We start from the raw sequence: 19,590 nt of genomic DNA, 5'->3' as shown, positions 1-19,590 counted from the left end.
ATGCCCAACACTCTCACCGGACAGGTCGCCGTCAGCCGAGCACCTGGTGGTTCATTGAACGTCCGGGACGACCTGCCACCGACCCAGCACTACATAGCAGGAGCGTTCGACGCCGTCGACCACTCCGGCTCCCGCACCGACGTCGTCGACCCGAGTACCGAACAGGTCATCGCCGCGGTACCCCAGGGGACCGCCGCCGATGTCGACCGCGCAGTCGCAGCCGCGGTCGCGGCCAAGGACAGCTGGGCCAGGCTTGTTCCCAAGGAACGTTCCACTCTGCTTCACCGCATCGCGGACAGAATCGAGCAGAACTCCGAGGTGCTCGCGCGGCTCGAATCCGCCAACACCGGGAAACCTTTCGAAGTCTCGAACGACGACGTCGCCGGTACCGTCGACACCTTCCGGTTCATGGCGGGCGCACTGCGGGCGACCACGTCGATGGCCGCCGGAGACTACGCAGAGAACCACCTGTCCGTCATCCTGCGAGAACCGCTCGGTGTGGTCGGCGTCGTGACCCCCTGGAACTATCCACTGCTGATGGCGGCGTGGAAGATCGCTCCGATCCTCGCGGCCGGAAACACGGTGGTGATCAAGCCGTCCGAACAGACCCCTCTGACAACACTGAAATTCGCCGAACTCGTCGGTGACCTGCTTCCTGCGGGCGTGCTCAATGTGGTGTCCGGACTCGGAGCGACCGTGGGAGCACGGCTGACCGAGCATCCCGACATCGACATGATCGCCCTGACCGGATCCGTCGGCAGCGGCAAAGCCGTCGCACGTGGGGCCGCAGACACGCTCAAGCGCGTCCATCTCGAACTGGGCGGCAAAGCACCCGTGGTGATCTTCGCCGACGCCGACCTCGACGACGCCGCGGTTTCGCTGCGTGCGGCGAGCTACTGGAACTCGGGCCAGGAATGCGGTGCAGCATGCCGGATCCTCGTGCACGAGTCGGTCGCCGAGGCGTTTACCCGGAAGCTGGTCGAACAGGTGAGCACGTTCGTGGTCGGCGAGCCAGGAGCAGGTGACACCGTGGAAATCGGCCCTCTGGTGTCGAAGGCGCACTTCGAGCGGGTCACCGCGTATCTGGAACGTGCGGCGCAGCAGGGAATCACCGCCGCAATCGGTGGAGCTGCACTGGACGGACCGGGGTACTTCGTCGCACCGACCGTGCTCGTCGGCGTACCCGACGGCGCCGAATGCGCTCGCGAGGAGATCTTCGGACCGGTGGTCACCGTCGAGACCTTCACCGACGAGGACGAGGCGATCCGCCGCGCGAACGACGTCCCGTTCGGCCTCTCGGCGTCGGTCTGGACCGAGAACGCCCGGCGCAGTCACGAAGTCGCCGCGCGGATCGACGCCGGAACGGTGTGGGTCAACTCCCATCTCGTGCTGGCCAACGAAGTTCCGTGGGGTGGGTTCAAAGGATCCGGTTACGGACGCGACCTGTCGATCTACGCCCTCGACGACTACTCCCGCACCAAACACGTCATGCACAACCACGGTCGATAAATTCACACTGCGGCTCGTCCGTGCCCCCGCAGAAGGACTCGACTCTGTTCTCTGCGGGGGCCGGTAGCTGCAATCGCGTGTCCGGCATCGTCCACCGGGAGAACGCCGACGGCATTGCCCGCTCAGACAATCCGGACAAGATCGGAGTCGTCATGAAGACAACCGCTCTGACCACATACCTCTACGCACCCTCGGCCGATCTGTGGGATTGGCAGTTGAGCGCCAACTGCCGGAGCATGGGAACCGATCTGTTCTTCTCCCCCGAGGGCGAGACGCGGGAGGCCCGCAGATACCGGGAAAACTTCGCCACCCGGATCTGCCAGACCTGCCCGGTCCTCGAGCAATGCCGCACTCACGCGCAAACGGTGCGCGAGCCGTTCGGGATATGGGGTGGCACCACGGAGTCCGAGCGCCGGTGCGGGAGCGACGCCAGGCCTGGATCGGTGGCGGCGGACGCCGCAACGGGTGGGCGCACAACCCGCCCCGCCGCACGGCGCCTGACGGTATCGGGCAGCCACCCGGGGCCGGGAAGACGTCCCCGGCAAGCGTCGTCACCGTCGACGGTCCGATGACGTCCCTGCGCGAACAGAACTGCACTCCCTGACTCGGGGGCATCACACCCATCCGCTCGATCGCCGCGCTCTGATACGCCGTGGTGACGGCACAGCGCTGGACGACGACGCTGCCGTCGCGCTCACCCAGGCGCATTCCCCCAGCCCACAAGGGTCCGGACGCCGGTCGGCAGTTACGCGGCCGGCGGCCTGAATTCGCCGACGCCGGGCCGTCGAGACTTGCGTCCTTGTAACTTGACAACCTCTTGCGTGATCTGTGATCACAAATTAGGCTGAGACGTGGCTCACAGCAGAGGGCCAGGTACATCAGCCGCGAGCCGCCACCTTCGGGTTCGCCGCACTGGTTCGGCTATACGAACATCCCGATTCGCTTCGCGACGCTGCGGGGAACGCCCCGGCTCCGAACGGTCGAGTTCGACACCCTCCTGCCGCACCGACCTCCGTATCACCGTCAACTAGGAGCGCGATATGACAACAAACCCGTTGGACGACGCACCGCTGTCCAGATTCCACAAAAAGCTCGCGGTGTTCTCATCGGGAGGGCCGTTCCTCGACGGTTTCGTCCTGTCCATCATCGGGGTTGCCATGGCGCAGTTCGCCGATCAGTGGGGTTTGTCATCGATCGAGCAGGGACTTGTCGGGGCATCGTCGCTGGTAGGAATCCTGCTTGGTGCCTACGCCGGAGGATGGCTCACCGACAAGTTCGGGCGTGAAATTCTGTTCACGATCGACTTGATCGCCATCATCGTGTTCTCGGTGGCGCAGTTCTTCGTTCAGGACGTGGTCTGGTTGATCATCCTGCGTCTGCTGATCGGGATGGCTGTCGGCGCGGACTACCCGATCGCAACTTCGCTCCTGACCGAGTTCACGCCACGCAAATACCGCGGCCCGTTCCTCGGCGCATTCGTTGCCATGTGGTTCGTCGGAGCGGCAGCTGCATACGTGGTCGGCGAGGTCCTCGCTCGAACCGGACATGAGGATGCTTGGCGCTGGATGCTCGCCAGCGCGGCGGTACCGGCAATTCTGATCGTCGTCGCTCGAGTCGGCACGCCCGAGTCCCCCCGCTGGCTCATCAGCAAGGGAAGGAACGACGAGGCGAACGAGGTGCTGCGCAAGGTCTTCGGACCAGGAGTCAGCATCGCCGACTTGCCCCAGGAAGAGGACTCGAACGTCAGCGTCAAGGATCTGCTGCGATCGGGCTACGGAAAGCGGATGGCCTTCATTACCCTGTTCTGGACATGCTCGATCGTCCCGTTGTTCGCCGTCTATGCATTCGCCCCGACCATTCTTGCTGCACTCGAACTCGAAGGCGATGCCGCGCATTTCGGGTCAGCGGTGATCACGATCCTGTTCCTGGTCGGCTGCGTCGTCGCACTGCTGCTGGTGAACCGAATGGGCAGGCGGCCGCTTCTCATCCACAGCTTCCTGTGGTCCGGTATCGCGCTGCTCATCCTCGGACTCTTCCCCGGGGCGCCGAGCATGATCATCATGGCCCTGTTCGCCGTGTACGCAGTGGTCATCGGCGGCAGCCAGATCTTGCAGTGGGTGTACCCGAACGAGCTGTTCCCCACCGAGATTCGCGGTTCCGCGGTCGGTATGGCATCGTCGCTCAGCCGTATCGGCGCAGCAATCGGCACCTTCCTGGTGCCCCTGTCGCTCACCGGTATCGGGATCGGACCCACCATGCTGATCGCTGCGGCCATCACCCTGATCGGCGCAGTCCTGTCGCAGTTCATGGCACCCGAGACCAGGGGAATGTCCCTCACCGAGTGCGCCGCCCTGACCACCACACGCTCAGCCCTGCCTACCCCTTCCGCGGTCTAGACCGCGGAACACCCTGAGCAGCACCGCAGTGGTGTGGACCGCACGACACATGTGCAGCCCACACCACTGCGGTGCTTCTCGTTCATCGAGGTGTCCCACGGAGATCACAGAGCGGTCGTCTGCGCTGCCAGGAGCGCTTTGATACGGTCCGTCGCGTCGACGAGGGAAGCGTCGTTCACCGCTGCGGCGGCCGCAACGTCGTTCTTGCTCGCGGCGGCGACGAGGTCCCGCTGATACCTCCACAGCGAGTCGTCCACGGCCGTGTCCAGAGTTCCATTTGCGCCGACAATCTTGTAAGCGCGGCAGTGGACCCATAGGGTGCGAATCGTCTGCAAAAGAACAGGATTCGCCGCGGCGGCATACAGAATCGTCAGCATGGCCTCGTCGTGGTCGAGGTAGGCGACGACACGTCCTTCGTCGATGGCCGCGCGCATCAAGTCGTATTCGGCCTGCATCTTCTCGCAGTCATCGGGAGTGATCCGCTGCGCGCCCAGCTGCGCTGCCTCGATTTCGAGGAGACGGCGGACGTCGTAGACGTGGATCAGCTCCGCGAGTGTCAGGCCCTTCACGACTGCCCCTTTGTGCGGGACGCGTTCCGCCAGCCCGGCCTCCTCGAGACGTCTGATCGCCTCTCGTACCGGCAGGACACTGGTTCCCACTTGCTCGGCGATGTCCCGCACACGCAGGCGGTACCCGGCCGGCAACTCGCCGTTGACGACCGCTTCGCGGAGCGTGAAGTAGACCTGATCGCTCAGCAGCGTCGGCTCGGCGAGTTTGGATGTGACCACAGATCACATCTTAGCTGGCGAGGTGACGACGACGGCCCCCAGAGGGGCGAGGCAGTCGTCTCGTCACGGCAGCGTCGATCCCGGGGTTCCCGCCACCGCGGAGGTCGCGATCGAGGCCCACGTGTCCACCACCCACATGCGCAAAACGGATAGCCCTCCGTGCGAACAGCGGGCTGACCAGGCCAGATAGCGACAGAATCCGCGGCTACTCCCGGCGCATAGCGGATTGCTCCTTCCAGTGACGCCCCTCACACTTGTAACCAAGGAACCCTGATATTCAGCGATCAGCTGTCGCAGGTCTTGCGTACTTCCCGGCCGCAGTGAGGTGGCCGCCTGAACGAGGAGCAATCAAGAATGACGCGAACCCTTCCCCCTGGCGTTTCCGACGAGCGATTCGACGCAGCGCTCCGGCGCTTCCGCGACGTCGTGGGTGACAAGTGGGTCCTGTCGACCGCCGACGAACTCGAAGCGTTCCGCGACCCGTACCCGGTCGGCGCTGCCGAGGCCAATATGCCGTCGGCCGTCGTCTCACCGGAGTCGACCGAGCAGGTACAGGACATCGTCCGGATCGCCAACGAGTACGGCATCCCCCTCTCCCCGGTCTCGACCGGAAAGAACAACGGTTACGGCGGCGCCGCCCCGAGGCTGTCGGGTTCGGTGATCGTCAAGACCGGCGAGCGGATGAACAGAATCCTCGAGGTGAACGAGAAGTACGGTTACGCACTGCTCGAACCCGGGGTCACCTACTTCGACCTGTACGAGTACCTCCAGAGCCACGATTCCGGCCTGATGCTCGACTGTCCCGACCTGGGATGGGGCAGCGTCGTCGGGAACGCCTTGGACCGCGGCGTCGGGTACACCCCGTACGGCGATCACTTCATGTGGCAGACGGGTCTGGAAGTGGTTCTGCCGCAGGGCGATGTAATGCGCACCGGCATGGGCGCACTCCCCGGCAGCGACGCGTGGCAACTGTTCCCCTACGGGTTCGGCCCCTTCCCGGACGGCATGTTCACCCAGTCCAATCTCGGGATCGTCACCAAGATGGGGATCGCCCTGATGCAGCGGCCGCCCGCGTCGCAGTCGTTCCTGATCACGTTCGACAAGGAGGAGGATCTGGAGCAGATCGTCGACATCATGCTTCCGCTACGCATCAATATGGCTCCGCTGCAGAATGTTCCGGTGCTGCGCAACATCTTCATGGACGCGGCCGCGGTGTCGAAGCGCACCGAGTGGTTCGACGGCGAGGGGCCGATGCCGGCCGAGGCGGTCGAGAGGATGAAGAAGGATCTCGATCTCGGATTCTGGAACTTCTACGGCACCCTGTACGGACCTCCGCCGCTGATCGAGATGTACTACGGGATGATCAAGGAGGCGTTCGGCAAGATTCCCGGCGCCCGTTTCTTCACACACGAGGAACGCGACGATCGCGGTGGGCATGTGTTGCAGGACAGGCACAAGATCAACAACGGCATCCCCAGCCTGGACGAACTGCGGCTGCTCGACTGGGTGCCCAACGGCGGGCACATCGGGTTTTCCCCGGTGTCGGCGCCGGACGGCCGTGAGGCGATGAAACAGTTCGAGATGGTCCGCGCTCGCGCCGACGAATACGCCAAGGACTACGCGGCGCAATTCATCATCGGACTCCGCGAGATGCACCACGTGTGCCTGTTCATCTACGACACGGCGATCCCCGACGCTCGTGAGGACATCCTGCAGATGACGAAGGTCCTCGTCCGGGAGGCCGCCGAGGCCGGTTACGGCGAATACCGCACCCACAACGCCCTGATGGACGACGTAATGGCGACGTTCGACTGGGGTGACGGTGCGCTGCTGAATTTCCACGAGAAGATCAAGGATGCCCTCGACCCCAACGGCATCATCGCGCCCGGCAAGTCCGGTGTGTGGCCGCAGCGGTTCCGTGGCCAGAACCTCTGACGCCCCATACGACTCAGTGCGCGGGCGTCTCGGCCAGGGCGATCCGGCAGCGGCTGAGGTAGCCGCGGAACGCTTCGCGCTGACGAACACTCATGTCGGCGAGCATCTGTTCCTCCAGCCCGCAGATGCTCGTGTCGTACTCGGCGAGAAGGTCCAGAGCCTCCGCGGTGAGGCTGGTGAGCATGCGGCGGCGATTGGCGGGGTCGACGCGCCGGGTCACCAGTCCGCGGCGCTCGAGCGCGGAGAGCATCTCGCCCATCGTCTGCGCGGTGACGAAGGAATTTCGTGCCAGCTCGGCGGACGACAACCCGTCACGCCGGCGCAGGACGGTCAGCGCCGTGTACTGCAGTGCGGTGATGCCCATCGGCCGCAGCAGGGCATCCATGTGGGATCGGATCGCCAGTTCGACCTGCTTGATCGCGTACAGCAGGGTCGGCGAGGCGTCGTGCGGGTACTCCCCGTCGAGCGGTGTCTCGTCGATCTCGTCCGGAAGGTCCGCCGTCATCGTCCACTTCTCCCCGCGCCTCGGGCTGGAGGCCCACGAGCTCGGACCTCAGGTTTCCTGACTATCTTAGGTCGCCCGAGCCGGGTTCGACCGCAACGACAAACACAAGGAACCCTGCCGAATACTGCCGGCAGGTCACACGAATCGAAGGCAGCGACATGACCGTCACCGACGACACCGTCCTCATTACCCGACCGCAGATCGGGCCACGTCAGCTGTTCATCGACGGGCAGTGGCGCGAGGCCGGCGCCGGGGAACGATTCGAGATCGTCGACCCCTCCACCGGGAAACCCGTCACCACCGTCGCCGAGGCGGACGCGGACGATGTCGACTCCGCCGTCCGCGCCGCACGTGCCGCGTTCGACGACGGCCGCTGGTCGGGACTGCCCGGCCGCGAACGTGCCCGGATCCTGCTCCGCGTCGCTGCGCTCGTCCGGGAACGGGCCGACGAGATCGTCGCCGTCGAGAGCGTCGACGTCGGCAAGCCCGTCTCGCTGTGCCGTCCGGTCGACGTGGTGACCACCGCCGAACAGTACGAGTACTGCGCCGCGCTCGCGCAGACCGCGGGCGGATCGAACCGGGAGACGCCACTCGCCGCCCACGCCTACACTCGCCGCGAACCACTCGGTGTCGTCGGCGCGATCACCCCGTTCAACTTCCCGCTCATTCTCAGTACGTCGAAGATCGCACCCGCCCTGGCAGCCGGGAACACCGTGGTCCACAAGCCCGCCGAGGACACCCCGCTCAGCGCCCTGCTGATGGCCGAGATCCTCACCGAGGCAGGGGTTCCCGCGGGTGTGGTCAACGTGGTCACCGGCAAGGGGTCGACCGTCGGCGATGCCCTTCTGCAGCACAAGGGGATCGACAAGATCGCGTTCACCGGATCGACGGCCGTCGGCAGGCACGCCGCGGCCGTCGCGGGCGAGAACCTCATACCCGTCACCATGGAACTCGGCGGCAACGCCGCGCACATCGTCTTCGAGGACGCCGACGTCGAGAAGGCGATCGGCGCGATCATCAAGGGCTTCGTGTTCAACACCGGACAGTTCTGCATGGGCGGGCCGCGGCTGCTCGTCGCCCGGCCGCTCTACGAGACGGTGCTCGGCATCCTCGGCCAGGCCGTTCCCGGTGTGCCCGTGGGCGACCCGTTCGACCCGGCCACCGTCGTCGGACCGATGGCCGGGGACAAGCACGTCCGGAAGGTCGAGGAGTACGTGCAGATCGCCCGCGCCGACGGTGGCCGCATCGTCGCCGGTGGCGAACGCCTGGACCTGAACGGCGGCTACTACTACACGCCGACCGTCATCGCAGACCTGCCCAACACCTCCCGCGTCGTGCAGGAGGAAATCTTCGGGCCGGTACTCACCGTCCAACCGTTCGACACCGAGGACGAGGCGATCGCGCTGGCCAACAGCACCGAATACGGGCTCGCATCGGGCCTGCAGACGGTCGATGTCGCACGGGCGCACCGCGTCGCGGCCCGCCTGCAGGCCGGCATCGTGTGGGTCAACGACTGGGCGATGCTCGACCCCGCCGTCCCGTTCGGCGGCGTCAAGAACTCCGGATTCGGCCGCGAATACGGCCCGGAAGCCCTCGACTCGTACTCCAAGGTCAAGTCCGTCGTCATCTCCCTCGCCTAGCGCGCACCCCCCTTTCAGGAGCATCCATGACCACCAGCACCACAGCCGCCGTCGTCGAAACCGGCGGAGCGAAGTTCACCGTGTCCACCGTCGACCTCGACGAACCACGCCCCGACGAGATCCTCGTTCGCCTCGTCGCTGCGGGCCTGTGCCACACCGACCTCGGAGTGGCCTCGGGCGCGTTGCCGTTTCCACTGCCCGGCGTGCTCGGGCACGAGGGAGCCGGCATCGTCGAAAAGGTCGGCGCCGGCGTGACGACGGTCGACGTCGGAGATCACGTCCTCCTGTCGTTCAGCTCGTGCGGCTCGTGCGGCAACTGCCGCGACGGGCACCCCGCGTACTGCGCAACGTGGTTGCCGCTCAACCTGATCGGGGGCGGGCGTGCCGACGGCACCAGCCCCATCTGTCGCGGCGGAGAGCCGATCGGCGGGCACTTCTTCGGGCAGTCGTCGTTCGCCCGGCACGCCGTCGTCGACGCACGCAGTGCGATCAAGGTCGACCCGGACGCCCCACTCGACGTGCTGGCGCCGCTCGGGTGCGGTGTGCAGACCGGAGTCGGGGCGGTGTGGAACGTGCTGAAGCCCCGCCCGGGGCAGACCGTACTCGTCACTGGAGCGGGCGCCGTCGGGTTGTCGGCGGTCATGGCCGCGGCTCTGACCCCGGCGTCGAAGGTGATCGTCGTCGACCGTGTTCCGGCGCGGCTCGATCTCGCTCGCGAACTCGGCGCGACACACGTGATCAACGCTGCCGAGGTCGACACCGCCGAGGAACTCGCGAAGATCATTCCCGGTGGCGTCGACGGTGCGGTCGAGACCACCGGCAACGTCGGGGTGCTGCGAACCGCGATCGACGCGCTCGCACCTCGCGGCACGGCCGTCATCGTCGGTGCACCGGCCTTCGGGACCGAGGTGCCGGTCGACGTGAACGCCATGATCCCGGGTCGCACCATCGTGGGTCTCACGCTCGGCGACAGCGAAACCCAGACCCTCATCCCCGTGCTCGTCGACCTCGTCAAGTCGGGCAGGCTGCCGATCGACCGCCTCGTCACGCACTACAGTTTCGACGACATCAACACCGCTGTCGCGGACATGACCAGCGGTGCGTCGATCAAACCGGTCCTCCGGTTCTGATCAGCGCGAAGTAATAGAACGCAGAGCCGCAGAGGGGCTTTCGCCGAACATCTCGCGGTACTGCCCCGCGAAGCGGCCCAGGTGGTTGAAACCCCACCGGTACGCGATTTCGGCGACGCCTGCCGTCTCGGGGTCGGCCGCCAGCAGGTCGCCCCGGACCTTCCGCAGGCGGAGGTCACGCAGATAGCGCATCGGGGTGGTGTGCAACGACGTCTGGAAGCCGTGCTGCAGCGCCCGCAGACTCACTCCGACCGCGCCGGCGATCTCGAGGGCGGTCAACGGCTCGTCCGCGTGCGCCTCGATGTACTGCTTGGCGTGCTCGACCACCGCCGGGCAGGCGGGGGCGACGGTCGCCGCCAACTGCTCGCTGTAGTCGTGCCGCGATGCCAGGAGCAGCGACACGATCACGCTCTGCGTCAGCGGCGCCAGCAGTAGCGGGTGACGGAAGAGGGCGTCGGTGTCGCGCAGTTGCACCGACAGGGCCTGCATCACGGACCACCACTGCTGCCCGTGCCCGGTGGTGATGTCCAGCGCAAGGTCGAAGGCGATCGGATTGCGGATCGGACGTCCGAGGAGCAGTGCGAGTTGCTCCTCGACGGCGCGGCGTTCGATCTTCATCCCCAGGATCCGCCGGGTCTCCTGTCCCCAGCCCTGGAGCACCGATCCGCGGTCCGCGCGGTACACGGCGGCGCACGATGGGGTCGCGATGATCCGGTCGGCGCCCGAACTCGTCTTCAACCGGCCGCTCACCGGCACATTGACCTGATACCAGTCCTGGAGTTCGCCGGTCTCGATCTCGACCTCGGTGTCGTAGGACAGCCAGCCCATCGTGACGGGGCCCAACTCGGCGGCGTCGAGGTGTATGCCGAAGCGCTGCTGATCACCGAGAACTTCCACGGAGTGCGGGTAGAACAGTCGCCCACCCACGTGGCGCGCCTCTTCGACGTCTCGGCTTACGAGAGAGACAGACGCTGGGCCGCCGACAGAGGTGGACATCCCACAATGAGACCAGAGTCACATCACGATTGCAAGGTTTCCTTATCTTGAAAGCTGTCAAGGACAGTTCTGAAACTGCCCGGTCGGGCAGTACCCGCAACAGCCGGTCCAGGGGCATACTTGGCCGGCTCGGGGGTTTCCGCAGACGATACGGAGAAACTGATGCTCGACCGGCTGTACGCCGCTGTCCTCGCCGTTGCCGGCCTCGGCTACGGGGGATACATCCTCCTCGACGAGCTGACCGGAGGCTCGGACACACCCGGCGAGGACGACCATCACCTCCGCCGAGAATCCTCCGAGCACGTGTCCACGACATAACGTCTCCGTGGAGCGTCGTCAGGGGAACAGTCCCCGCGCCTCGTGCGCCTCCGCTACCTGCCCCACATCGATGACGTGGGCAGCGCGCCGCAGCGTCAGGGATTTCGAGGTACGACACGACCACCCCGCCTGCGTACGCCAGGATGTCGGGCAAAACGGTGACGCCGTTGCTCTGCAGGATGGCGTCGGCCTCGGGTGACGTCGGCCCGTTGGCGCCTTCGACGATCATGCGGGCGCGGACATCGGCGGGATTGTCCGCGGTCAGGACGCCGCCCATCGCGGCGGGAACGAGAACGTCCACGTCGAGGCCGAGTAGTTCCCGGTTGCAGAGAGCGACCGGCTCACTGGTCGACGGTGAGGCCCTTCGCCTCGAGCACCTGAGCGAGATTGCTGACCTGGATCGGGGTCTCACCCTTCTTGTACCGCTCGATGTAGGTGGCCTCGGCGGCGTCGCGCTCGCGGGAAGCGTCGATGGCGAACTGGACCTCGTCACGTCGCACGACGACGACTCCGTCGCAGTCACCCTTGATCACGTCGCCGGGATAGATGATCTGACCGCCGAACACCAACGGCTGATTGACGGGGCCGAGGGATTCCTTCACCGTTCCCTCGATGCACACGTGCTTGGAGAAGACGGGAAAACCGAGTTCGCGGATCTCCCGGCTGTCCCGCACCCCGCCGTCCGTGACCAGTGCGCTGATGCCCCGGGCCACGCACGCATTGGCCAGCACGTCGCCGAACTGGCCCGCAGGCTGGTCGCCGGAGGACACGACGAGCACGTCACCGGGTTGCGCGTAGCTGATGGCAACCTGAAGCATGATGTTGTCGCGCGGATGACAGACGACCGTGAAGGCCGTTCCACAGAACGACATGTCGCGATCGATGGGCTTGATCCCCGAATCCAGTGCGCCCTTGCGGCCCTGGGCTTCGTGGATGGTGGCGGCCGAGTAGGCGCCGAGTCGGTCGATCGCGGCCTTGTCGGCGCGATCGATCTTGGTAGTGACGTGAACCATGGTGTCTCCGTGGGTCGTGTGATGGGCGGGTGGGTCAGCTGAGCGACGCGACGGCCTTCTCGACGGCGGCGGCCGCGTTCCGCAGAACGTCCTCGGACGTGGCGAACGAGACCCGAAAATACGACTGGGCGCCGTATGCGGAACCCTGGATGGTGGCCACCGAGGCGTGGTCGAGGAGGAAGAGCACCACGTCCTGGTCGTTCTCGAGCAGGGTGCCGTCGGGAGTCCGCTTGCCGACGAGACCCGAGCATCCGACGAACAGGTAGAACGCCCCCTGCGGCAGTACGGGCTCCAGTCCGTCTATACGGGAGAACAATTCGAAGATGACGTCCCGCCGTGCGCGATAGCTCGCGACGGACGTGGTGACGAAACTCTGATCGCCGGTGAGCGCCTCGGCCGCGGCGGCCTGACTGATCGATGACGGGCAGGAGGAACTCTGCGACTGCAGCTTGTTGATCGCGGCGATCAGGCCCTTGTTCCCGACGCCGTACCCCAGACGCCAGCCGGTCATCGCGTAGGCCTTCGACACACCGTTGGTCACCAGGATCCGATCGCGGAGATGCGGCGCGGTCGACAACAGGTTCGGCACGGGTGCGTCGGTGAAGACGATCTCGTCGTAGATCTCGTCGCACAGCACGTTCACGTGCGGGTTCCGGTCGAGGACCGTTGCCAGCTCCGCCAGTTCCCGCTCGCTGTACACCGCACCCGTCGGATTCGACGGCGCATTGAGGATCACCCATTTCGTCGCGGGAGTGATGGCGGCGGCGAGCTTCTCCGCCGTGAGCAGGAACCGGTCGGACTCCGGGCAGTCGACGACGACGGGTGTCCCGCCGTGGACGGTCACCATGTCGGGGTACGACACCCAGTACGGCGCGGGCACGATCACCTCCGTGCCCTCCTCCACCGTCGCCATCAGTGCCAGGAAGATGACCTGCTTGGCGCCTCCGCCGACGGTGATCTCGTTGTCCGCGAATTCGACACCGGTCCGGTCGAGCATCCGCTTCGAGATCGCCTCCCGCAGTGCAGGAATTCCGTTGACGGGCGTGTACTTGGTGAGACCGGAGTCCATCGCGACGACGGCCGCCGCCTTGATGTGATCCGGCGTGTCGAAATCGGGCTCTCCGACGGTCAGGTCGAGGATCTCACGCCCCGACGCCCGGAGCTCGCGAACCCGTTGCGCAGCTGCCACACTCGGTGACTCACGCATCTGGTCGACTCGTGCTGCTGGGACGAAGGTGGACATTGTTCCTCCTGGTAGAGGGCATGGGAACGAAAGGAAGCCGGGAAGTCGGGTGGTACCTTCCCACCCAGGCTAGCGGGGGTGCATCACGCCTGTACAAGACCGATTTCTTGTCGGGTGATAGCCGTTCGGCATGGCTGTATTCAGAACGCCAGCAACACCTTCGCGGACGTGGACGCGTCCTTCGCGACGGCGAACGCCTCGAGGCCGTCTGCGATGCCGAACTCGTGACTGATCACCGGTTCGACGTTCAGGCTGCCGTCCGCCAGAGCGGCAAGGACCGAGTCGATCTCGTCGTTGAATCGGAAGGAACCGACGAGTTCGAGCTCCCGCGTGATGACGAGGGAGAGCGGTGCGGGCTGAAGACCCGCGGGGAGCAATCCGAGCATGACGACTCGGCCGCCGCGCGTCGCGCCCCGAATGGCCGACTCGAGCCCGAAGCGGTTACCGGAGCACTCGACGACGATGTCGGCGTCGACGGCCGCGATGCTCTCGGAGTCGGCGGCGTCCAGGGTCCGGTCGGCGCCGAGCGCCCGTGCGACCGTCCGGGGATATTCGTGCACGTCGACAGCGGTGATCTCCCGCGCGCCGGCCCGGCGCAGGACGGCCACCACGAGGGCACCGATGGGTCCGCATCCCACGACGAGAGCGCTCTTCCCCGACACGTCACCGGCGCGGGCCACGGCATGCCACGCGACGGCGGCGGGCTCCGCGACGGCAGCGGTGCGCAGCGGCAGGTCCGGCGGCAGCGGCCGCAGCATTCGGGACGGCAGAACCGCATACTTCGCGAATGCCCCTTCGGTGTGCGGGAATTGCGCTGCACTGCCGAGGTACGTACATCCGGGCGAGAGGTTCGGACGATCCTCGGGGAACCTGGCGCCGCGACCTCCGGGGGTGGCGGGATGCACGGCTACGTGTTCACCCGCCGCGGGCCCGCTGCCATCCGCCGCGGCCTGCACCACCGTTCCCACCACTTCGTGGCCGAGCAGCATGGGCGCCTTCAGAATCGACTCACCCGCCGCCCCGTGCGTCCAGTAGTGCAGGTCGGATCCGCAGATCCCGCCGTATGCGATCTCGACGACCGTCTCGGACGATTCGGGCCGGCGCAGCGGCACCGATTCGATGCGCAGGTCTCCCGCGGCGTGCGCCACCACCCCGAGGGTTTCGGCGGGCAGCGGAGCGCCGGACTCGCGCTGTGCAGTGTTCACCGCGGGTCTCGATCGTTGCGCCGGACGAAGTCGAGTCCACCCGGCACCTGAAATGTGGGCATGATTTCGATCAGGCCGAGATTGACGTGGCGCGGGGCGTCGATCGCGAACTCGATCGTGTCGGCGATGTCCTTGGTCGTGATGGATTCGAAGCCTTCGTAGTACGTCTCCCACGCCTCCTTCATCGCCTCCGGCGACCCGCCCAGGTTGCGCCCGAAGATCTCGGTTTCGACTCTGCCCGGGCAGATCTCGGTCACACGGATGCGCTTGCCGATGGTGTCGTTGCGCAGTTGTCGCGAGATCTGGTGCACCGCGGCCTTCGTGGCGTGGTAGGCGGTGTGGCCGTAGAAGTTGTACAGACCGGCGATGGAGCTGATGTTGACGATGTGGCCGAGGTCCCGCTCCACCATTCCCGGCATCAGCAGCCGGCACAGGTGCAGCACCGCACGGAGATTGACGTCCACCATGGCGTCGACCGAGTCCGCCGAGGCGTCCAGGATGTTGCCGGTGGCCGATACTCCCGCGTTGTTGATCAGCACGTCGATCTCGAGCCCCTCGACGGCGGCGCTCAGTGCGTCGATGTCTGTGATGTCGACGGCGAGCGGGATCATTCCCGTCGTGGCCGCGACCTCGTCGAGCCGTTCCTTGTTGCGGGCCACACCGTAGACGGTCAGTCCGCGCTTGGTCAGGATCTCGGTGACCGCGGCGCCCATTCCGGTGTTGGCGCCGGTGACGAGTGCCGTCCGGTAGTCGTTGAATGGCATAACGCTCCCTTGCCTTGCTGGTGGTGAAAGTTGGTACAGCCCGGTGGTCTTCGAGTGGTCAGGAGACCACCGGGCCGAGTCTGGGTCCGTCAGAGCGTGTCGCGGAGAGGCACGTGCGCCCGGTCGGTGATGGTGCTGACGGCGATGAGGGTTCCCACCGCGGTGACGACGGCATAGACCGCGGGAACGTAGATTCCGAACTGAGGAATCAGCCACGTCATGAGCAGGGGTGCCGTGCCGCCGAAGACCGCCGAGGAGATGTTGTAGCCAAGCCCGTACGCCGAGTACCGGACCCGGGTGGGGAAGAGTTCCACGATAAGGATGTGAATGACGGCGGTGTGACCGGCGAAGATCACCGCCATGATGCATGCGCCGAGCACCGCGAGCACGAAATTGCCGGTCGCGATCAGCGCGTAACAGGGGATGGCGCCGATGGCCATGGCGATCGCGGCGCCGGCGATGACCTTCTTGCGGCCGACGCGGTCCGAGAGAGCACCCATGAACGGAATGGCGACGCAGATCGCCACGAGACTCGCCGCGGTCACGAGCAGGGCGGTGCCGGTCGAGAAGCCGATGTTGTCGCCCTTGAGGAACGTCGGCATGTAGGAGAAGAGCACGTAGTAGCCGGAGCCGTTCATCAGCGGGATGAACAGCGCGAGCAGCATCGCCTTGCGATGCTCGGGGGTCGCGAACGCTTCCTTCAACGGGTTGCGGGACAGTCCGCCTTCCGCCTTGAGCTTCTCGAAGTTCGGGGTGTCGCTGATCGCCCGCCGGATGTACCAGCCGATGATGCCCATCGGGATCGCGACGAGGAACGGCACACGCCAGGCCCAGCTGGCCGGACCGCCGCCGTTGATGGCGGCCTCGTTGAGCCACGGTGACATCGCGAACGCCACCAGCGTGCCCGTGAGCAGCGCCAGGAAGGACGCGATCTGGGCGTAGCTGGTGATGAGTCCGCGCTTGCCCTCCGGTGAGTGCTCGGCGAGGAAGGTCATGGCTCCCGCCGCCTCGCCGCCCACGGAGAATCCCTGCAGGATGCGCAGGAGGATCAGCAACGCGGGTGCGGCGACGCCGATCGCGGCGTAGGTCGGGAGAATGCCGATTCCCGCGGTGGCGACGCTGATCAGCATGATGACGAAGACGAGCATCTTCTGCCTGCCGATCCTGTCGCCCAGGATGCCGCAGACGACCGCGCCGAGAGGTCGCACGAAGAACGAGATCGCGTAACCGGCGAAGACGAGCATCAGCGCGTCACTCGACTTGGAGACGTCGAAGAAGACGATGGCCAGGGCGGTCGCCATGAAGGCGAAGATGCCGTTGTCGTAGAGCTCGACGAAGATGCCCACGCAGCCTGCGAGAACGACTTTGCGTAGCTGGCGGGGTTGCACCTCGTGTTCGGCCGTGTGCCCGGCCGTGTCGGGTGAGATCGCGTTGGTCATGCTGACTCCATCTGGGGTACCGAGCTGTGCTGGGCAAATGTCGTTTCTGTGTGAAGGGGGATCCGAAGGCTGGCGAACGCGTTCGCCACGCGGGAGCGGAGAAGATCGATCGAGCGTCGTTGTGTCCGGTACGCGTCCACGGCTTCGGGGACGGTCACCTTCCGGAATCGGACCTCCTGGCCGGGGCGTGCCTGGCCGAGCTGGGACAGAGCGGTGGCGGTCACGACCGCGAGCACCGGGTATCCGGCGGTCACCCCTCGTCCACGATGCAGAACGAGGATCTCGTCGCCGGCCGGAACCTCGACCGCACCGATCGGAACCCCGCGGGAGAGCACCTCAGTCGACCGATCCCGCCGGGGAACGGGGCTGCCCGGATCGGTCGGCGTGAGGCGGAGACCGATGTGATTCGAGTTGTCGCCGATGACGAAGGGGGTCTCGAACAATCGGGCGGAGGTCGAGCCGAATTCGTGGACGTCCGGACCATCCGTCACGTCGATGGTCCAGCATCCGGTGAAGGCCGCGGGCAGGGCGCCGAGCCGGAACAGCGGCATCCGGAAATGCGGGTGGTCGATCGGCGGTCCGTCGACGTCGATGGCGACGGACTCGCCGACCGTCAGTTGCCGGCCGAAACCGAGAACCGAGTCGGGGGCGCAGCTACCGAGCAGGTAGGGCGCGTCGATCGTTCCGTGCACGGCGAGGTAGACCCTGAGTCCGTCGCGGATTCCGCGGACGGTGAGTTCTTCGCCCGCGGTCCACACGAACGGCTCCCACTGGGGGCGGGTGACACCCCCGACCCGTACCTCCGCCGGGGCACCGGTCACCGCGACGAGCAGGTCGATGCTCGCGACGGCGCCGAAGTCCATGGCGACCACCTCGAGCAGGGGTGCCGTGCGCGGGCTCCCGACCAGTGCGTTCGCCACGTCGGTGCTGTACTGGTCCGAGGCTCCGCCGGTCATCTGGCCGAACCGGGATGCCCGGAGCCGGCCGAGGTCCTGGATCGAGGTCAGGCCGGGGGTCGTGACGGTGATCGATTCAGCCATGACGAACCCCCTCGTACGTCGACCACTCGGCCGCGGTGATCGGAACGAAGAGGAACGTGTCGCCGGGCCGGAAGTCGGACAGTGGGTCGGTCGCCGGATCGACGATGGTCAGCGGTGTCCGACCGATCACCGGCCAGCCTCCCGGCGCGGGACGCGCGGAGACGACCGCCTGCCTGCCCGCGACTGCGACCGCGCCTGCCGGTACGTGCGGCCGCGGAATCGTGCGGCGTGGGACGGGTCGCGGGAAGGCGGGACCGTCCAGCATCGGGGCGCCGCCCGGGGAACCGAAGCAGCGCATGGTCAGTGGGCCTGCGCCGTGCAGCCGGATCACCTCGGCGGGTGAGAGTTGGAGGTGTGCTGCCACGTCGTCGAGGTCGGGACCGAATTCTCCCCCGTAGACGACCGGGATCTCGAACTGCCGCGGGCCACGCGTCGCGGCATCCGCCGGGAGCTCGATCAGTCGTTCGACGTGCGCACGAATGGCGTCGTGGGTGGTTGCGCCACAATCGAATTCGACCAGCAACGCGTCGTACGTGGGAATGATGCCGGTGACCGCGACGTCGTCGCCGCGTGCGTCCAGAGCGGCGGCAACCGTGTGGACCACCTGCCAGCGCTCCTCGGCATCCGGGGACAGCGATGTCAGACGTACCGCGGAGTCTCCGCAATCCGAGAGGACGAACTCCCGGCGCGGCCGGATGCACGTCACGCCGGACACGACGCGGACTCCTTCTCTTCCTTGGCTGCTTCCTTGGCCGCGAGGACCTCCGTCACCGGGGCGATGACGACGCCCGCACACAGGAGCGCCTCCCGGATCGCTCGCGCGTTGCGTACGGCGTCGGCGCCGTCACCGTGCAGCAGCACCGTGTCGGCCTCGATCGGGATGCATGTGCCGTCGACGGCCTCGACCACGCCCTCGGTCACCATCTGCACCGTGCGCGCCACCAGCGCATCCTGGTCGTGAATCACGGCACCGGGCTCGGACCGCGGCACCAGGGTGCCGTCCGAGCGGTACGCGCGGTCCACGATGGCGACGATGGCGACGCGAATCCCACGCTCACGGGCATGGTCGGCGAGTTCACCGTCCTGGGCGAGCACGATCAGCCGCGGGTCGAACGCCTCCACCGCGTCGACGACGGCGCGTGCGTAATCCTCCCGCGTGGCGACGAGGTTTCCCAACCGGCCGTGCGGTGCGATGTGCGCGAGCGTCGTGCCGTGCGCTGTCGCGAAGGCGTGCAGCGCACCGATTTGGTACAGAACGTCCGTGCGGACCTCCTCCGCGGTGAGGTCCATCGCGCGCCGGCCGAACCCTGCCAGATCGGGGAAGCTGGGGTGCGCGCCGATACCGATTCCACGGGCGACGCATCCTCGGACCGTCGCGTCCATGGTCCTGGGGTCACCGGCATGGAATCCGCACGCGACGTTGGCGGACGTCAGCACGTCGAGCAGCGCGTCGTCGTCGCCCATCGTCCATGCGCCGAAACTCTCGCCGAGGTCGGCGACGAGATCGATCTTGACAGTCACGGTGCCTCCCATGGGGACCTGCAGTGGAACCGCTGGTGCAGTTCCTGTGAACTTTCGATGTAAACGGACGCTACGCAGGATCCGGTTCGGGCGGTTAATACCTGTTTTACGTGAGGCGATAACGAACGTCTATGGTGTTTGAACAGCG

At 66.4% G+C, this 19,590-nt stretch carries 18 protein-coding genes and 1 pseudogene; 7 read left to right on the top strand and 12 right to left on the bottom strand.

Translation table 11 applies throughout. The annotated features are described in order from the left end of the window. The 3 genes from OYT95_RS21910 (at position 1) to OYT95_RS21900 (ending at position 3,905) form a co-directional block, all read left to right on the top strand. Complete coding sequence (locus tag OYT95_RS21910; protein ID WP_268789041.1) at positions 1–1,509, top strand: aminobutyraldehyde dehydrogenase; 1,509 nt, start codon at positions 1–3, stop codon at positions 1,507–1,509. Positions 1,510–1,586: 77 nt separating this feature from the next. After that, on the top strand, positions 1,587–2,081 hold the full coding sequence (locus OYT95_RS21905; RefSeq protein WP_328286505.1) for a WhiB family transcriptional regulator: 495 nt from the start codon (positions 1,587–1,589) through the stop codon (positions 2,079–2,081). 468 nt (positions 2,082–2,549) lie between these two features. Further along, complete coding sequence (locus tag OYT95_RS21900) at positions 2,550–3,905, top strand: MFS transporter (protein WP_268789040.1); 1,356 nt, start codon at positions 2,550–2,552, stop codon at positions 3,903–3,905. A 104-nt stretch (positions 3,906–4,009) separates the two neighbouring features. Here OYT95_RS21900 and OYT95_RS21895 read toward each other — a convergent pair whose 3' ends face one another. Next, entirely contained in the window at positions 4,010–4,693 is a 684-nt protein-coding gene (locus OYT95_RS21895) for a GntR family transcriptional regulator (RefSeq protein ID WP_268789039.1), read from the bottom strand. Between the two features lie 354 nt (positions 4,694–5,047). On the opposite strand from OYT95_RS21895, the gene OYT95_RS21890 reads away from it, so the two are divergent. After that, on the top strand, positions 5,048–6,628 hold the full coding sequence (locus OYT95_RS21890; protein WP_268789038.1) for an FAD-binding oxidoreductase: 1,581 nt from the start codon (positions 5,048–5,050) through the stop codon (positions 6,626–6,628). 13 nt (positions 6,629–6,641) lie between these two features. Here the strand turns inward: OYT95_RS21890 and OYT95_RS21885 are convergent, their stop codons facing one another. Continuing rightward, positions 6,642–7,133: a MarR family winged helix-turn-helix transcriptional regulator gene (locus tag OYT95_RS21885; RefSeq protein ID WP_128640778.1), complete on the bottom strand. Its 492-nt coding sequence runs from the start codon at positions 7,131–7,133 to the stop codon at positions 6,642–6,644. Between the two features lie 158 nt (positions 7,134–7,291). Here OYT95_RS21885 and OYT95_RS21880 point away from each other — a divergent pair, with 158 nt between their 5' ends. Continuing rightward, positions 7,292–8,773, top strand: a complete 1,482-nt coding sequence (locus tag OYT95_RS21880) for an aldehyde dehydrogenase family protein (protein WP_268789037.1) — start codon at positions 7,292–7,294, stop codon at positions 8,771–8,773. 26 nt (positions 8,774–8,799) lie between these two features. Then, positions 8,800–9,903, top strand: a complete 1,104-nt coding sequence (locus OYT95_RS21875; RefSeq protein ID WP_128640777.1) for an NAD(P)-dependent alcohol dehydrogenase — start codon at positions 8,800–8,802, stop codon at positions 9,901–9,903. On the opposite strand, the gene OYT95_RS21870 is transcribed toward OYT95_RS21875, so the two are convergent. Continuing rightward, entirely contained in the window at positions 9,904–10,830 is a 927-nt protein-coding gene (locus tag OYT95_RS21870) for an AraC family transcriptional regulator (protein WP_268789036.1), read from the bottom strand. It lies immediately after the preceding gene. A 231-nt stretch (positions 10,831–11,061) separates the two neighbouring features. On the opposite strand from OYT95_RS21870, the gene OYT95_RS21865 reads away from it, so the two are divergent. Then, positions 11,062–11,217, top strand: a complete 156-nt coding sequence (locus OYT95_RS21865; protein WP_268789035.1) for a hypothetical protein — start codon at positions 11,062–11,064, stop codon at positions 11,215–11,217. Positions 11,218–11,362: 145 nt separating this feature from the next. On the opposite strand, the pseudogene OYT95_RS44460 reads toward OYT95_RS21865, so the two are convergent. From OYT95_RS44460 to OYT95_RS21820, 9 genes and pseudogenes are all read right to left on the bottom strand, one after another. After that, positions 11,363–11,494: pseudogene (locus OYT95_RS44460) on the bottom strand (glutamate dehydrogenase); the annotation flags it as partial. A 64-nt stretch (positions 11,495–11,558) separates the two neighbouring features. Beyond that, entirely contained in the window at positions 11,559–12,230 is a 672-nt protein-coding gene (locus OYT95_RS21855; protein ID WP_037242687.1) for a 4-carboxy-4-hydroxy-2-oxoadipate aldolase/oxaloacetate decarboxylase, read from the bottom strand. A gap of 34 nt (positions 12,231–12,264) precedes the next feature. Next, positions 12,265–13,473 (bottom strand): aspartate transaminase, encoded by a 1,209-nt coding sequence (locus OYT95_RS21850; protein WP_037242690.1) that lies wholly within the window; start codon positions 13,471–13,473, stop codon positions 12,265–12,267. Positions 13,474–13,613: 140 nt separating this feature from the next. Next, entirely contained in the window at positions 13,614–14,678 is a 1,065-nt protein-coding gene (locus OYT95_RS21845) for a zinc-binding dehydrogenase (protein WP_037242692.1), read from the bottom strand. Then, positions 14,675–15,442, bottom strand: coding sequence for an SDR family oxidoreductase (locus tag OYT95_RS21840; protein WP_037242694.1), 768 nt, complete (start codon positions 15,440–15,442; stop codon positions 14,675–14,677). The genes OYT95_RS21845 and OYT95_RS21840 overlap by 4 nt, the downstream gene beginning before the upstream one ends. Before the next feature lie 89 nt (positions 15,443–15,531). Then, a complete protein-coding gene (locus tag OYT95_RS21835) occupies positions 15,532–16,881 on the bottom strand; it encodes an MFS transporter (RefSeq protein WP_128640774.1) in 1,350 nt (449 codons plus the stop codon). After that, positions 16,878–17,921, bottom strand: a complete 1,044-nt coding sequence (locus OYT95_RS21830) for a biotin-dependent carboxyltransferase family protein (RefSeq protein WP_268789034.1) — start codon at positions 17,919–17,921, stop codon at positions 16,878–16,880. Before OYT95_RS21830 ends, OYT95_RS21835 begins: the two co-directional genes overlap by 4 nt. Beyond that, complete coding sequence (locus OYT95_RS21825) at positions 17,914–18,636, bottom strand: 5-oxoprolinase subunit B family protein (RefSeq protein ID WP_268789033.1); 723 nt, start codon at positions 18,634–18,636, stop codon at positions 17,914–17,916. The genes OYT95_RS21830 and OYT95_RS21825 overlap by 8 nt, the downstream gene beginning before the upstream one ends. Beyond that, positions 18,624–19,454 carry a LamB/YcsF family protein gene (locus OYT95_RS21820; RefSeq protein ID WP_268789032.1) on the bottom strand — a complete coding sequence of 277 codons (831 nt, stop codon included), beginning with the start codon at positions 19,452–19,454 and terminating at the stop codon, positions 18,624–18,626. The genes OYT95_RS21825 and OYT95_RS21820 overlap by 13 nt, the downstream gene beginning before the upstream one ends. Positions 19,455–19,590: the final 136 nt, after the last annotated feature.

This window comes from Rhodococcus sp. JS3073 (assembly GCF_026810085.1).
Lineage (GTDB): Bacteria > Actinomycetota > Actinomycetes > Mycobacteriales > Mycobacteriaceae > Rhodococcus_F > Rhodococcus_F wratislaviensis.
Note: the sequence above shows the minus strand (reverse complement) of the source record. Positions and strands in the feature narration are given on the sequence as shown.

Excerpts from the sequence above, each read along its gene's own strand:
- OYT95_RS21865 (WP_268789035.1), top strand. The coding sequence starts at position 11,062 with ATGCTCGACCGGCTGTACGCCGCTGTCCTCGCCGTTGCCGGCCTCGGC.
- OYT95_RS21885 (WP_128640778.1), bottom strand. The coding sequence starts at position 7,133 with ATGACGGCGGACCTTCCGGACGAGATCGACGAGACACCGCTCGACGGG.
- OYT95_RS21900 (WP_268789040.1), top strand. The coding sequence starts at position 2,550 with ATGACAACAAACCCGTTGGACGACGCACCGCTGTCCAGATTCCACAAA.
- OYT95_RS21875 (WP_128640777.1), top strand. The coding sequence starts at position 8,800 with ATGACCACCAGCACCACAGCCGCCGTCGTCGAAACCGGCGGAGCGAAG.
- OYT95_RS21835 (WP_128640774.1), bottom strand. The coding sequence starts at position 16,881 with ATGACCAACGCGATCTCACCCGACACGGCCGGGCACACGGCCGAACAC.
- OYT95_RS21890 (WP_268789038.1), top strand. The coding sequence starts at position 5,048 with ATGACGCGAACCCTTCCCCCTGGCGTTTCCGACGAGCGATTCGACGCA.
- OYT95_RS21855 (WP_037242687.1), bottom strand. The coding sequence starts at position 12,230 with ATGGTTCACGTCACTACCAAGATCGATCGCGCCGACAAGGCCGCGATC.
- OYT95_RS21910 (WP_268789041.1), top strand. The coding sequence starts at position 1 with ATGCCCAACACTCTCACCGGACAGGTCGCCGTCAGCCGAGCACCTGGT.
- OYT95_RS21880 (WP_268789037.1), top strand. The coding sequence starts at position 7,292 with ATGACCGTCACCGACGACACCGTCCTCATTACCCGACCGCAGATCGGG.
- OYT95_RS21850 (WP_037242690.1), bottom strand. The coding sequence starts at position 13,473 with ATGTCCACCTTCGTCCCAGCAGCACGAGTCGACCAGATGCGTGAGTCA.
- OYT95_RS21840 (WP_037242694.1), bottom strand. The coding sequence starts at position 15,442 with ATGCCATTCAACGACTACCGGACGGCACTCGTCACCGGCGCCAACACC.
- OYT95_RS21820 (WP_268789032.1), bottom strand. The coding sequence starts at position 19,454 with ATGGGAGGCACCGTGACTGTCAAGATCGATCTCGTCGCCGACCTCGGC.
- OYT95_RS21830 (WP_268789034.1), bottom strand. The coding sequence starts at position 17,921 with ATGGCTGAATCGATCACCGTCACGACCCCCGGCCTGACCTCGATCCAG.